Origin of the sequence: Agriterribacter humi (assembly GCF_009192765.1) — a bacterium.
Taxonomy (GTDB): domain Bacteria; phylum Bacteroidota; class Bacteroidia; order Chitinophagales; family Chitinophagaceae; genus Agriterribacter; species Agriterribacter humi.
The window spans coordinates 227158-242801 of record NZ_VOHQ01000007.1; the positions used below are offsets into that span (position 1 = coordinate 227158).

Genomic DNA, 15644 nt, shown 5'->3' on the forward strand with positions numbered 1-15644 from the left:
ATACCTTTTTGATAAAGATAACATTGGTTCAGACCATACCAGATCATAGAGGTCTTTTCGGGTGACTGTTATTTCGCTCATTTTTATTTCTTAGAGATTTTGACTAATATGCAAGCTAACGGGAATACCCCCTATATCAATTTTTCCTCCAGCATCCCCTTCCAGGCAACAAACCCCTTCTTCGAATCCGCATAATCGTGAACGACTCTGCTAAAATTATTACTCTCTTTCTCCAAAAAAGCTTGCCTGCCATTTTGCTTTATATCCCTAAGTATTGATTCAATCTCTCCAAGAGTAATTCGTAAAGACTCCCTTGTTCTATCCGTATGCCAAATATAGGTGGCCTCTTCGCTATCCAATGTTTCCCATATAATATGATATTTCTTTTCACCTGCTAATAAGAATAAAAAAGAAAATGGTTGTAAGACAAATCTCAATTTCAAAACTGAAGCTTCATGCTTAGAAGAAAGATATTTTAGCTGCAAATAATGCTTTGAGTTCTTAATGTTTAGAATGTCATCAAATAGGGCAGCTTCGGATGAAAATAATTTCTTCCCTTCGTCATATGGACTCAACAAATCCTCCATCGTATGGATAGATTGATCATCCGCGGCCCGGCCTCTGCCTTTAAAAATCTCACGTTTTACAAACTCAAACCGAACACTATCAATCATGTGACCATTTATGCTATCAATGTCTTCTGATTTGGCTGTTGATGATAATATGTGGCTGGCGGTGTATTTTACGGTAATATTTGCGAAGATTAATTTCTTTTTCAATGCCTTTATGAAATAGTCACGGATGGCTGCAAACTCTGGTCTTATATCTGGGTTAGCGATTTCGAATATAATTTCCTGGTTAAGTTCATCAATGAAGATGGGAAATGAAACACTTCCAAATAAGAAATTAATTTTTCCAAAAGGCACTTTCATTGTTTTCAAAACAACATACTCGGTAGGAGCCAGCTCTTTTTTATCATCTTCTATTCTTTTAGTGTCAATAATAGGCTGATGTTTTAGTATAACGGATCTTAGGAAACTACTTGTGTCCAGGCTTCTGAATTTTATTCTTTCAATTCCATAAAAATAAAATGAACCCTGTCTGCCATCTGTAACCTTGCTAATTGGAAAATTATAGTCAGTAATTTCTGTAACTAACTCCCCTTCCTCTTCATTATAACTATTGACACGTAATTTCCAGACCACTCCATCTTTAAATTGCTCAACAGGTAATGGCAAATCAAGACATTCAACGGGGAGTAAATTATCAGTGGTATTGATGTAAAAACCAGCCCCCTGAAAGACCAGCAATATTTCATCCAGGTTTGTTAGTTGTCCTGACTTCATCAATTTCCGATAATACTTATTGCGCTGCCTGAACAGGTTGTTAAGGTATTCAATCCTGCAATCCCTGTAATCATATATAACCGGGGCAACCGGACTTCTCTGAACCCGACCGATATATTGAATCAGTTTACCTTCAAAAGAAAAGGGATAAGCCAAAACCAGGCAATCTAAAACACCGATATCCGTCCCTTCTCCAATAAATTGACCGGTGGCGATCAGTACCTGGAAATCGCTGCTGTCAATTAGTTGCAGTTTCGCTTTCTTAGATTGCTCGCTATCTTCTCCGGTCAATGCAATTGTTTCACAAGTACCTTTCAGATATTGTTGTAGTATATCAACATGGGCTTTCCGCTCGGTTAATACAAGTATCTTTCTGCCAGCCCTTACTTCCCTTTTAATATCTTCTACGATCATTTCATTTCTTGCCGTATCATGAATAAGGATATTTAAAAGTGTTTCAGTTTTATCCGTTGAGGCATCAAACGGCGTAAATAATTCTGTGTTTTGAATGACTACCGATAATTGTCTATTCTGGTTTGCAGTTATAGGGATGACCACTTCATGAATTATATCGCCAATGTGAATAAATATCAGCTTTTCATCTTCGTTTTTTCTAATAGGAGTTGCTGTAAACCCATAGAGGTAATAAGAATGGAAGTGCCGTATTACTTCCCGGAATGTTTTGGCGGGCATATGATGACATTCATCTACTATAATTGTTCCAAAGGCATGATGTAATTTGTCTTTGTCTGGCAGCTCCGGATTTTGCAGGCTTTGTATTATCGCTACGGTAATTTCTTGCCCAATTTCATAGCTACTACCATTAATTTTTCCTATTTGGAATTTTGGAATACCCAGAAAAGACTGAATCCTATCCACCCACTGATCAAACAATTGCTTTCGATGAACGATGATTAAAGCAGGTTGCTGCTTTCTTGCTACAATTTCTAAACCCATTACCGTTTTTCCTGCCCCCGGAGGCGCAACGATAACGCCAAAGTCTTTTTTATTAGTGATTTCAACCGCCTCTTGTTGATAGTCATGCAATGAAATGGAAGATGTAAATTTAACCGGTTCAAGTTTTACTCTTTTATCCTCAAATTTATAGGCTATTTTTTGTTCATTGCAATATCGGAGCAACCTGCCAATAATACCTCTTGGCATAATAATGGTATTCTCTTTTTCCTCTACTGTTTCAAAATACATTTGCGTACCATAAGTACTTCGTCCCGATCTCTTTTTAATAAGATAATCTACATTCATAAAATTCAGATTATCCTTTAGGTATTTTGACAATAAGGAATCTAAGCCAAAGCGTGGCAATACGACCTGATTACTGAGAATGACTGTGAACTCGCCATTCAAAGAATTCGTAGCAACTGCTCCAATAGCAGAACTGGTAAGTTTATTATCAATAATGTCCTCATACAATTCATCCAGCGTTTTCATTTTTACCTTTTGGACGGTTTCTAAGAACGCCCATTGGTCAGGAAATTGGTTTAAATTTTCTGGATGAATAAAACAGGCATTACCATTCTCCATAGCCTTCTTCTGTAAAGGCAAAGCAATAAGGTTGCCCAAGCCTTTACCCGAATGCCCATCCTGATTGGGAAATAGCCTGTCAAAATTTGAATTCTTTTCCACTTCAGATATGATGCCCGAAGATTTGAGGAGTTGAATAAATAGCTGCCTGCTTTTAAATGCCGGATAGGGTTCTCCAAAAAACATCCAGACATGGCCACCTGTACCAGATCTCGAACGTTCAAGGTAAACAGGTAGATTATACTTTTCACATTCCAGCATGAATGTCCGGCACTCGTCTATCCAGCTTTTGGTTTTGGCGGTGGACTGGTCGAAATCTGCCGCTATAAACCAGGATGTGTTATCCTGTAATAAAGGATAGACCCCTACGATTTCTTTTCCGGATAGATGGTTCCGCATTCTTTGATCCGTCAGCGGCGCATACTCTTTATTTTTAAAATCCTTTAACGTGCCACCTTTTGTCTTGTGCATTTTAAATTGATCCCAGTCCAGGATATAGGCAGGCATATAACCGCTTTTGCCATCCCGTTCCCAGCGAATCGCAAAGGCATCCTCGCGGCCTTTAAAGAGTGATTTGAATATTTTCAGGTTCTGCACCATCGTCTTTACTTAAAGGCAAAACTAAGAAAAGGGCAGCTTGGCAGTATGGCATAAATCTTATGCGTTTAAAGTAAAGGTTGAATCAAAATTGAATGGATTTAAAGGACGCTGGCAGGGATCACTGGCCAGCCAGATTAAGGACTTACCGGAGTTTGATTTGGTGGTGAGAGAGTTAAATAAACATTTCGGAAAATATAGAACATCGTCATACTAAAGAAGTTTCCCTTGTTAAATGTACCTTGTCGAGGCACGGTCGTTGCTAAAAGCGTTTTTTACTTACCCTGCTCCAGTCTACACTAAAATTACGAGCATCTTAATTGGCTCAGAGCCCGCCGTTAGTTGTTTATCCAGTCTGTTGTGGTGTATTCACAACCATATAAGTAGTTTGAACAACCATAAAATTTATATGTATTTCCGTTTCTAGCAGTTCCTGATTTTCTTAATACAATGTCAGCAGTTTTACAAGTTGGACATTTTTTATTCGGAGATTGCTCACTTTCAATTTCTAACTCAGCAATGAATTTTGATTTAAAGGAACTGTCTGCTATACAAGCCTCTATAGTTTCCTGATGATCTTTGTTTTATGAGTAACAGTGCGGCATTTTTTATCGCATGTTCGTCTGAACATATGGTAGCTTTTCAATAAATTATTGTTCTATGTTTCGAAAGAAGTCGAATTAGATTTATTTCTCTTGATAATATACTGATTCTAACGACCTTAGTTTTTTATCTATTTCATTACTTAAAAACCGAAATTTTGCTTTTCTAAAAATACCTGCCAAATTTGTAAGGGTTACAATTAACTGCTTGCGTTCTCCTTCATTTTTAAATTCATACAACCCTTTATTCCGACAATCTTTCAATTGCTCAATCCAGGAATCTTTGCTCTTACCAGTAATGGCACATAAAAGTTCAGCCATGGAATCAAATTTATTAGGCCTGGTAAAATCAATTTTCTCCACCTTACCAGTTTCTGCAAGCAGATCAAAAAGGATAAGTATTTGCTTTTTGGAAAATACTCCTTTCTCCTTGCCCTTTATTCCAGCAGCTGCATTAACCGTCGTGTACTCATTAAAATAATGAGAGCTATTATGATAGTTATTGAATTCATTCCGGATTTGGAGAATAACAGCGGATTGATTTACTTGATAAAGGTTATTCCCTGATTTCTTTCCAAAATCAGGAGATATGATTTGCCGGACAACATGGGACAATGCTTCTTCAAAATTATTATCTGCTTCAGTTAAGAATGACTGTAGAATATGCGCATAGTTATTAACCAGTAACTTATTAATCCCTTCCGTTTGCAAAGGATAATAAGGCTTGCCAAACGATCCTATGTAATACAAAATGCCGGTAATCCGGGAAAGCAGGTATTTAAAACTATGGGAAGCCCGGTAATTTACAATATAGGCCAAGGGTTGAGGCAGCCCAGTATTGGCTTTGCTTTCCTTTTTAAATAGCTGATAAAGCCTGTAATGACCTAATAACCGCTGATAAATATCCTGGTTATACCAACCTGTCCACTCGAGGAACCGGCAATCCAGATGGCCGGTTAAACTGTTCAATTTGTCTTTCCATACATAATCCCTGTCCGGCAGCGGATGCCGGTGCAACACACTCAAATCCATACTCACGATTTTCTACTTAAATTTACGGAAAGTCGTGTGAAGACGCGTAGGGAAATGCCAATAAAATGATCGCAGATAGAGTAAAAAATAGAGTAAAAACAAGAAACCCGCGACTATCGCGGGTTTGAGGTCTAATTATGCGGACCGGACGGGACTCGAACCCGCGACCTCCGCCGTGACAGGGCGGCATTCTAACCAACTGAACTACCGATCCAAATTAACCATCCCCAAACTTTGGTATTGCTACCTCATTTTTCAGGACGGCAAAGATAGGATTTTTGGCTTCTTCCCAAAAAGTTTTTTAAAAAATAGGACAAACCGGCAACAGCCGAAAAGTTATCCAAAAAAATACCCACGGTATATTGTAGTTAAAGCACTTTCGGGAGATATAACATTTTTTTACCTCCCGACTGTATTAATTTGGCAGGATTGAGTTTGTTCCTGCCGCTTACTCCCAACAAATGCTATATGATCATCAAAAGAAATCATTTCTTTCTTATGCTCTTTCTCCTTATGGTAGTACCCATTATTGCAGCTAAACTTTACTGGGTATCCTCATCATCAAAAACAAAGGGAGTGATGGCATTTGAAGGCAAGGAAATTTCCGGGCAACTCCGGCGTACCTATGCTGTAATAACGTTCTCTGCAACAGGTAAGGATACCGTTTTTTTTAATTCCGCCGATGATGAGTCTTTCAGCCCGGGGCAAAGCGTACCGGTGTTGTATCAACGCAGTCGGCCCACCGAGGCTAAAGTGGATACATTTACCGGTTTATGAATGGACACCGTTATCTACAGTGGTTTATTTTTTCTTTTCATTGCTGTTGTTTTCTTTCATCCCCAAATTATTCCCTACCGGGCCAGGGTTCAGTTGCTGTTGAAGCGGCCTTTTATAAAACTGGTATAAGCATTCTAAAATTATTTTTTCAACGCCTTCCCAATCAACATCAGTTCCTCATGATAGCGGTGCTTACCCGCAGGAGTATTTAATTTTTTTGCCAGCGCTGTCAATATTTCTTTGGATTCAGTACTGCCAATCGCACCGACACGTTGTATGGTAAACGCCAATGCTTTTGGCAATTTTGAACGCATCGTAATATCAATAGCTTTGTTCATATCAGTCGGGACAAGCGGCTCAAGGGCGTACCAGCACATAAAAGGCAGGTTTTGATCGGTAGAATCTTCATCGTGCCCGTATAAACCATCAATGATATCCCAACGTTTTACCAGTGGCGTACGCTGCAGTGCGGATCCTAAGTAGAGTCTTACCATTGCAGATTCATCCGACTTCGCCATCACCGAAAATTTTGTCAGTGCCGCATCGGAAGGATTGCTGTCTTCTGTGAGTAGTTGTATCGCCCAGCTCCTGATGTATTCACTTTCATGATCCAGCAAGCCGGTCAGCTCGCTTTCACTTAGTCCTTTTGTAACATGCAGGGCCCACAACGCACGTAACTTACGGGTAACATCGGGATTTTCATGGAGCATTTTTTTAAGCGCTGCGTGTACCGCTGCATTTCCGCCACGCTGCTGTAAAATAATTCTTGCCTGGCGTACATACCAGTCATTGCGGCTGAGTTGGTATTCCACCAGTTCCATATCTGTCGCTTTCTGCAAATCCACCTGTACCCACTGATCCTTTGTATTGCTGATCCTGAAGATGCGCCCCATGGTCTTATCGTGTACATCGGGGTTTGGACTATGACATTGATTTTTATCATACCAGTCAATCGCATATACGGAACCGGTAGGGCCATAGCGGAAGTTCAACCACTGCGACCATGCATCATTGGTGAGCAGGAAATCTTTGCCATGGGTGCCGGTGTAACCCGAGCCTTTCCGGATGAGATGATCGGTATTAACCCTGCTGCCATGAATGCTGTTCATGAAGATATCATTGCGGTATTCCGCCGGCCAGTTATCGCCTCCAAGATAGATCATGGCGCCGGCATGCGCATGTCCGCCGCCCTTGCTTGCCGACCGGAAATTGCCGGCATGAGGTCCGCGGTCGCCGATCCAATGCACATGATCTGCCATCGTTTTAATATCGTCAAATGTATATTCCGGATGCGGACGGGCCTGGCGGGTATACCTGCCGCCCTGGAAAATATGGTACAAATGCGGAACCACGCAGGCGGTGATGAACGCATGACCGTAATCGTTGAAATCAATACCCCATGGGTTGCTGGTACCTTCGGCAAACAATTCAAATTTTTTGGTTACCGGGTGCACGCGCCATACTCCACCATCCAGCTTCACCCGCTCTTTATCGGGTGCACCTGGCCGGCCCACATTTGAATTGGTAAACACGCCATGCGTACCATATAACCAGCCGTCCGGTCCCCAATGCAAACTGTTGAGTGTTTCATGGGTATCGTGGTAACCCCATCCGTCAAGGATAACCTGTGCAGGGCCCGCGGGCTTGTCGGTTTTTTCATCAATAGGAATAAACAGCAGGTAGGGCGCAGCGCCTACCCACACTCCGCCCATTCCTACTTCAATGCCGCTAACAAGGTTAAGCGTATCTGTAAATATTTTTTTACTGTCCAGCTTCCCGTCGCCATCGGTATCTTCAAAAATATAAATGCGGTCTTTACCCTGTCCTTCGGGTGCCCGTACAGGATAGGTATGTGATTCCACTACCCAAAGCCTCCCGCGCCAGTCTAAAGTAAAAGCAATGGGCTTTATGATCTCCGGTTCAGCGGCTGCCAGTGTAACCGAAAATCCTTCGGAAAGACTCATTGCCTGAGCGGCCTTTTCTCCCGAAAGTCCAGCATAAGGGGTTACATCCAATGGTGGAAGTACAATAACATCGCTGGGTTTGAGTTCATTTGAAAATACAGGCCGTTTAACGTAAAATTTAAAGTCATCAAAGTTCAGGTGCGCCCATGTATCCTTACCAATATAAGGTATAGGCGAAACCCCCGTTTCATTATCAATGAGCCGGATATATATTTCTTTGTTCAGCAGCTTTCGCAGGTCCGCTACCACCGGCCGCAATGGAGCGCGACCGGTACCGGGAATCTCGAAGAAAACACTGTCGTTATCCGCACGTACCAGCTCAACCCTTGTATCCTGTAATGCCCCGCCGGATATTTTAAATGCCGCCCAGGGTTGTGTTACTTTAAAAGAGACAGAGGTTAATGTACCGGTTTTATCATGTTCCGTATTGCCGCCGCTGCTTACAAAAAAACGTCCTTCCTTACCAATGCGTGTATCTTTTGCATGTTTTGGGGAAGGATCTAAGGAGATAAGCCCATTCTGAAAGGCATCGCCTTCGGCTGTCCAGTCCTTTAAGGTGCCGGTTTCAAAATTCAGGTTTAGCGGTTTGCCGTTCTTTACCGGCAGCAGGCCTTTTGCCGTTATTACCCGGGCATCAGCGCTGGCGGTGACCACAAATTTTCCTACCATGCCTGCCTGTCTGTGACCAGGAATCGTGCAATAATAAGTATCACTGATGCTGGCTGTAAAGCTGATGGATGTACGCTGTCCTTTTTCGTTCAGCACCTTGCTTTTGGTTTTCCCTTTCTCCATCGCAATATCATGCGTCATCAGTTCGGTATTTACAATCGTTATGCGCACCCTCTCGCCCTTTTTGGCTTTCAGTACAGGATTCCGGGTTCCGTCTTTTGCTATATAACCCAGCATGGTAGCTTCCAGAACAAATTCACGATCCATTTTAACGGGCTTTTTGACTGGGGTTTGTTGTGCAGGGCTGAGGTTCACGATCAGCATACAAAAGAAAAAATGAACAGTGGATAAAGCGATTTTCTTCATACAGCTTAAAATATGAAAAGATTAATTTTCTAAAAATAATGTTTTTCATCCGACTTATTGTGATGTGATGTCTTCCTTTATTCAGTGTGGCTCCGGTATTAAAATGTTTTTACAAAATGCTCTTTTCTGTAAAAGGGGCGGCTGGCAAAAGGATGTTATTTGATATGCCATTTTCTGCAATCAATCATCATGTTCCACCTGCCTTATCTCCTGGTTTTTGATTTGGGTCTTGCCCAGCTTCCACGAAAAACCCAGGCTGATATACCGGTTCTGGTAACGAAAGGTTTGCAACTGGCGAAAGGAATTTGTTGCCAGTTCTTCATCAATATAGGTGAAAGGCGTAAGGAAAGCATCCATCTTCAGACTAATATTAAACCGTTCATTTTTCCACTTTTTGCTGACCGTTATGCTGTAATATTTCCAGCCTGAACGGTATCCCTGCAAACGCAGGTTCCTGTTGTTGAAAAAACCGTAAAAATAAATGCTATAGCCTTTCTGAAATGCATAGGTGCTTCTTATCACCAATTCTCCTGTGAGGCCTTTATTGGTAATACCCAGCGCCCTACTTTTTAACCATGTATACCGTGCAGTAAAAGTGCCTCCTATATCGAGTGCCGCTGTTGGTTTACAGGTAAGTGATGCAACCAGTCCCAACTGTTGGTTTTGCCCGATATTTTTCCAGGTGCTTTCAAAAACGCTGCCGGGTAATGCGGTGCGGATATTTTCAATCGTATTGCGGTTGTCGTTAAAAAACAATGTAAGGTCTTTAAATCGTTTCGTATCATTTGCGGTGAAGCTCAACTGGTAACGATTGGTGATTTCAGGTTTTAAATATGGGTTTCCAAACTGGATGGTAAGTGAGTCGCTGTTGTTAACCGTAGGGTTCAGGTACGAAAAATAAGGACGCAATATTTTCATGTTGTAAGATAATTTCAAGCTGGTCTTTTCATCGAACATTCTGCTCACCAAAATTTGGGGTACCATGTTACTAAAAGCAGGAATGCGGAGTGAGACCTCTTTGAAAACAGCATCCAGCTCTGTTCTTTCATAACGGACCCCACCTGTGAGACCCCATTTTTTTAGTTTCAGGGTGAGATTATTGTACAGCGCATAAATATTACTCCGGTAAGAAAAATGGGTTGACCTCAAAGCATCCGGTATATAATGCGCATCCAAGAAATCGTACACGTTAAACCGGCTTTCGCTTTTCAATTGTTTCAGTGTTAGTTTTATCCCGGACTCCCACTTCCAACGCTTATTAAAGGATTGGGAATAATCGCCCTGAATGATAAAATCATGGTTATGCGTTCTGCTGCCAAAATTTTCAAGGTAGTCAATAACATCATTGCGTACCTGCTCAAGCTGGTAATCGTTGGTCCCTTTGAACAGAAAATACATAGCCAATAAAGAGAATTCTTTTTTGCCATTTTTTGAAGTTCGGGTATATCCTGCATTAAAAGTATTGCCCTTGTTTGTATTTGGCGTTCGTGTATGACGTAAAAAGGAAAGGAATGGCATTTCATTTTTAACCTCGTAGCTTTCTAAAACATTGCTGGTAACATTGGGTGATATTCGTGCCCGGTAGCCTATGCTGAGCGTATTAAGTGAATCGGGGCTATACAGTATATTGGCTCCTCCAAAAAAATAATCTCCCGATTGTTTGGATTCGTTCTTCTGAAGAAGCTCCGAACTGCCTGTTTCCCGTTCCAATACAGATCCATTCCTGTTCCAATATTTTTGATAAAGGGCATCCGCATTAAAAAGCCATTTGCCATATTTGCTAAGCATATCGCCCATTGTATTTTCACTGCGATTGCCTAAAGCCACACTTAGATTCCCGCTGCTGCCATTGGTTTTTGGTTTTCTGGTAATGATATTCACAACGGCATCCGTTCCTTCCGCATCATATTTGGCAGAGGGATGTGTTATCACTTCAATTTTTACAATATTTTCCGCACTTATTGCTTTAAGGGCACCTGCTACTGACGGGGCATACAGCTCAGATGGCTTACCATCTATAAACACCCTGATATTTGAATTTCCGTTTACCGAAAGCCCCCCGGAAGGGTCAACGCTTATCATCGGCACTCTTTTAAGTACATCCGAGGCATTTAAGCCGGCGATGGATGAAAGACGCTCTGTATTGAATACAATACCATCAACCCGCTGTTCAATCAGCGGCTTTTGACCCCGGATAATGACTTCTTTAAGATTTACCAACTCAGGTATAACCCATATCGTTCCAAAATCTAAAACTGTTTCATCGTCTCGCAGCACTTTTGGTTTACTTTGTAAAGAATGATAACCCACCATACTGAACCTGATTAAATATGTGCCGCATATAAGGTGTCGCATCTCAATCCGGCCAACACTATCGGTGAATGTTCTTTTTATAAGCTTATTGTTTTTATATAAGGAAACAGATGCAAAAGGCACTGTTTTTTTTGTGAGGGAATCTAAAAAAACAGCTTTTACCGTAATATGGTTATCGGGCGACTGTGCTCTTAAAGCGGGAAGAAAAATACAGCAGAACATTATGAAGAAAATGTATTTCATATGCTGTTGATTTGATGATCAGAACAAACCAACTGAATCGTTTCATCTCTTCAAAAAATAGTATATCAACAACAGGAATAATAGACATGCGGCATCTTGCCTGCATTACCTGTTAAATTGCAGGTGCATTGGAATTGCAAAGCATTTATATATATTGAACTGCTGACAACTTAGCAATTCGAATTATATTCGTATTTCTATTTCAGGATAGCATGCTAAAATAATTTTTTGAAGACCGATTATTTTAATTGCTTCTAAAATCTATTTGCTTGCTTTCTGCAGGTAAGATAGCAGGTCAATTATCTCCTTATCCGTTAATGTGTTCAATAATCCCTGGGGCATCATGGAAACAGGGGTTACCTCTTTAGACTGAATAGAAGATTTATTGATCACTACATCATTCTGTCCTACCACGCGCATGGTTACCTGGCGTTGATTCTCTCCAACCAGGTTTCCGGAATAAGTTCTCCCATCGCGGGTGGTAATCACTACCATTTTATAAGCATCCTGAATTTCCTCGCTGGGACTTAATATGTTGAAGAGCAGGTAATCAATATTAGACCTGTTTGAACCCGTAAGATCAGGGCCGATTTCGCCTCCCTGTCCATATATGGTATGGCAACTTCCGCAGGTTCTCATAAACAACTTACCGCCATTATTTAGATCGGGGTTTCCTGCAGCCTGGCTGCTTAAAAGATTTTTATATTTGGCATATTCTTTATTATCGCGGGGCTTATCGTCAATAGGTCCCCACACTTCCACAAAGCCGCTTCCCACAACTCTTCGCAACTGCCTGGCTACATTGGCAGATACATCCCTTTTCGGCACTGCATTTTCTTTCAGCGCCCGGGTAAGTATCCACCCATACACCGGACGGGAGGAAAGCGTTTGAATAGCGGAGGATTTTTCCGTCTCATTGAAATTTTTATATTTTTTGATCAGTAGTGATCCGAGATTTTTATCGTCAAAAGCTGCAATGGACTTTATAACGTCTATGCGTAATGGTGGTTCTTCCAGCAGGGCGGGAAGCTCAGGTAATAATTCCTTTCGTTGCTGCGCCGCAAGCGCCTGTAATGCTTTTTTTCTCAGGTCAATCCCTTCATTCTTATTTTTAAGTGTGGCCAATGAACGCTGCGCGGCTTCCGTATCACCGAAGAGCCCGGCAATCTCAGCCGCCAATTGTGCAGTCCGGTCATTTCGTTTTTTTAATACAGCATATACCTGCTGCCACGCGGCTGGTGGTTTGAGATCTGTGCGGCCCTCCATTCCATTCCGCATTCCTTCCAATAAACTACCAAGGGTTTTCGGTTGGGTTGCTATTGTTTTAACCAGGTCGTCCATTGCACCGCCATCCACAGCACGGCGTGCAGTATAACGGGCAATCAATGGAATATTTGATTCAGATGCGATTTGTAGCGCCCGTGCAGGTTCTTCTCCGGCCAATGGTTCAAATCCATACCAGATCATTTTGGGAAGATTGTGGTCACTGATATCTTCTGAATGTTTTACCAGTTCGCCGGCTATCTTCCAGCTTGTGGTTTTTGCAAGCCGTTGCATCGCTGAAGCCAGGTAAAGTCTAACCACAGGAGACTGATCCTTTGCAGCCATTGCAATAAATTGATCAGCAGCTTCGGCAGTAGGTGAGCGGTCTTCACACAATAGTTGTATTGCCCAGGCGCGGATATATTGATCTTTGTCGCCAAGCGCTTTTAAAAGCATACCGGGGTTTAGTCCTTTTGTTATGTGCAGGGTCCACATGGCTTTCAACCGCAGATCAGTATCAGGGTTGGACTGGTAGATTTCACTCAGCAGGCTGTATGCTGCTGCATCTAAGTTTCCTTTAGCAGCCCTGCCCTGCAGTATAACTCTTGCCCGGCGCGCATGCCAGTCGCTCTTACTGGTTTGAAGCGCTGCCAGTTCCTTATCGCTCATTTTGGTGAGGTCCGAATACCTGCCCGGCCAGTTTACGGCTCCCGATTGCTCCGGAACAATCCTGAATATGCGGCCTGTTTCACTATTCAATACCTGTTGTCCGCATATATCGGCATCATGCCAGTCAAGAACATAAAGCCCGCCATCAGGACCAACTTCCATACTAAATCCAACCCACTGTGCATTATTGGCCATCATAAAATCATCACCATGGCTTGCCACAAAACCTGAACCCTGCGGTTCCAGTATGTCGGAAAGAACAGCATGTTCGTGTATATTGGCCATGAATATCCTTCCTTTCTGTGATGCCGGAAATGCATCGGATTGATAAATGCGTGCGCCGCCATGGGCAGACCTATGGCTGTGGTTGGTTATTGTTTTGATATCATCATACACATAGGGGTTAAAATGCTGGCCACCCTGGCGGTGGTAAATGCCTCCGGGAACTACATGCCACATGTGCGGAATTACACAGGCGCTGATAAACAACTGGCCTTTGGCATCATAATCAATTCCCCAGGGGTTACTGAATCCATGGGCAACTACTTCAAATTTATCTTTGGTTGGATGATACCGCCAAACGCCTCCATTGATATCGGTTCCTTCTCCTTCAAGGATATCTTCAGGAAAAGGATCTTTATGTTTGTACAGGCGACCCTTTCCTTTTGGCTTTCTTACTTTCGATGGTGTTGCGAATCCCTGGCAGCCATATAACCATCCGTCAGGCCCCCAATGCAAGCTGTTAAGGGTTTCATGGCGATCGCGTATACCCCATCCTGTTAGACGGACTTCTATGTCTTTTATATCTGCAACATCATCGTGATTGCGATCCGGAACAAAAAGAAGGTTGGGAGGAGCGCCAATAAAAACGCCGTCAAACCCTGCAGCAATGGCCGAGGGGAAGGCTATTCCCTCCATGAACACCTTCCGGGTGTCGGCTGTGCCATCGTGGTTGGTATCTTCCAGGATAAGTATCCGGCTTTCACCTGAATTTGAAAATCCATGTCCTCTCGATTCATAATCCTTATTTTCTGCGATCCACATCCGACCCCTGTCGTCCCAGCAAAAAGCCATAGGCTGGGTCATCAGTGGTTCTGCAGCCCAGGCATTTACCTTATAACCCGCTTTTATCGTCATAGCTTTAACAGCCTCTGCAGGTGTCAGGAATTTAGCCCTGAGCCCTTCCTGCTGCGCAATTTTCCACATCTCCGCACCGGCATAAAGAGGATTCCCGTTGCCGGAAAATGCAACCCACTCTTCATTTAGTTTTACATCATTAAGATCACCCGTGTAAACAATTAATTGGTGGCGGATCACTTCCGTTTCGCCATTTTTTATTTGCCAGTCCCCTTCCCTGGAGCGTGCAGGACCAATGCCCAGTTGACCATCTACACGCCAGGGCTGCGGGTAACCTTTATTTTCGGGATGATCAAATACTGCAATGTGCGCAAGATCATCCCTTCCTTCTACCTGCATACCAACATCCACCCAGGTGGCGTGTTGACCTTCTGCATGCTCATTGCGTTGCCTCGCCCCGTTTATTACTTCCCCTTTGATTCCTTCTTTCCATGGCATCCTTATAAATAATCCGCCATAATCATATTTTCCGATCGTAATATCGGTTTTAGCTTCTCCCCTCCATTCAAGAGTGATCACAAACTTTCCACTGTCATTTCGCATACTCCATTTCTGGGTTTCAGTAAGCATTGCATTGCCCTTCTCATCCAGCATGTCATATACAGTTTGCCATTTCACTTCGCTTCCTTCCTTTTCTGTTATATAGGCTGAAACTTTTTTCCAGTAATCACTGCCAGGGTTATGAAAAAAGTCACGGCCATTAACACGGGTGAAGCCCCAGTAAATACCGGTTTGATGCTTATGATGTGCCGGGCTGTATTCGGTTAGCACCCCTTTGCCATCGGGGGCAGAAAGCGGATGAAGATAGGGACGGAAACCTTCTTTTGCATTTTGTACCAGGACAGGTTTTTTTGAACCTTCCCGAAAAACGGAAATGGCCCCGGATTGTTCATCCTGGCTTACAAAAAGATTACTGCTGCCGGTTGTCGCACTTCCCCCCTCAGATTTTTTATCAGCATCCGCGCAGGCTATAAAATAAAATGCCACTATACTCAGAATGATTTTCCAACACTCTTTTTTCATATTGAATCAATAAAAATTTTATGGTAAATGGAAGGCAATGCATGTATTTTAGCCGGGTATCTTTCATCAGCGCATGTCGCTGCTGTTAAGATACACAATCT

At 42.5% G+C, this 15644-nt stretch carries 6 protein-coding genes and 1 tRNA gene; 1 reads left to right on the top strand and 6 read right to left on the bottom strand.

Annotation, left to right across the window (positions count from 1 at the left end; translation table 11 throughout):
* Positions 1-131 precede the first annotated feature (131 nt).
* The 3 genes from FRX45_RS13900 to FRX45_RS13910 form a co-directional block, all read right to left on the bottom strand.
* Complete coding sequence (locus FRX45_RS13900) at positions 132-3488, bottom strand: DEAD/DEAH box helicase (protein WP_152269042.1); 3357 nt, start codon at positions 3486-3488, stop codon at positions 132-134.
* Between the two features lie 683 nt (positions 3489-4171).
* On the bottom strand, positions 4172-4906 hold the full coding sequence (locus FRX45_RS13905) for a hypothetical protein (protein WP_152269043.1): 735 nt from the start codon (positions 4904-4906) through the stop codon (positions 4172-4174).
* A 353-nt stretch (positions 4907-5259) separates the two neighbouring features.
* Positions 5260-5333: transfer RNA gene (locus FRX45_RS13910), tRNA-Asp, on the bottom strand.
* A gap of 254 nt (positions 5334-5587) precedes the next feature.
* Between FRX45_RS13910 and FRX45_RS13915 the strand changes: the two genes are divergently transcribed.
* Positions 5588-5896 (top strand): DUF3592 domain-containing protein, encoded by a 309-nt coding sequence (locus tag FRX45_RS13915; protein ID WP_152269044.1) that lies wholly within the window; start codon positions 5588-5590, stop codon positions 5894-5896.
* A 140-nt stretch (positions 5897-6036) separates the two neighbouring features.
* On the opposite strand, the gene FRX45_RS13920 is transcribed toward FRX45_RS13915, so the two are convergent.
* From FRX45_RS13920 to FRX45_RS13930, 3 genes are all read right to left on the bottom strand, one after another.
* Positions 6037-8895, bottom strand: a complete 2859-nt coding sequence (locus FRX45_RS13920) for a PVC-type heme-binding CxxCH protein (protein WP_152269045.1) — start codon at positions 8893-8895, stop codon at positions 6037-6039.
* Positions 8896-9075: 180 nt separating this feature from the next.
* Positions 9076-11451, bottom strand: a complete 2376-nt coding sequence (locus FRX45_RS13925) for an outer membrane beta-barrel family protein (protein ID WP_152269046.1) — start codon at positions 11449-11451, stop codon at positions 9076-9078.
* Positions 11452-11712: 261 nt separating this feature from the next.
* Positions 11713-15543: a PVC-type heme-binding CxxCH protein gene (locus FRX45_RS13930; protein WP_152269047.1), complete on the bottom strand. Its 3831-nt coding sequence runs from the start codon at positions 15541-15543 to the stop codon at positions 11713-11715.
* Between the last annotated feature and the right edge of the window lie 101 nt (positions 15544-15644).

Coding starts and splice junctions, on each gene's coding strand:
- FRX45_RS13915 (WP_152269044.1), top strand. CDS start 5,588: ATGATCATCAAAAGAAATCATTTCTTTCTTATGCTCTTTCTCCTTATG.
- FRX45_RS13925 (WP_152269046.1), bottom strand. CDS start 11,451: ATGAAATACATTTTCTTCATAATGTTCTGCTGTATTTTTCTTCCCGCT.
- FRX45_RS13920 (WP_152269045.1), bottom strand. CDS start 8,895: ATGAAGAAAATCGCTTTATCCACTGTTCATTTTTTCTTTTGTATGCTG.
- FRX45_RS13900 (WP_152269042.1), bottom strand. CDS start 3,488: ATGGTGCAGAACCTGAAAATATTCAAATCACTCTTTAAAGGCCGCGAG.
- FRX45_RS13930 (WP_152269047.1), bottom strand. CDS start 15,543: ATGAAAAAAGAGTGTTGGAAAATCATTCTGAGTATAGTGGCATTTTAT.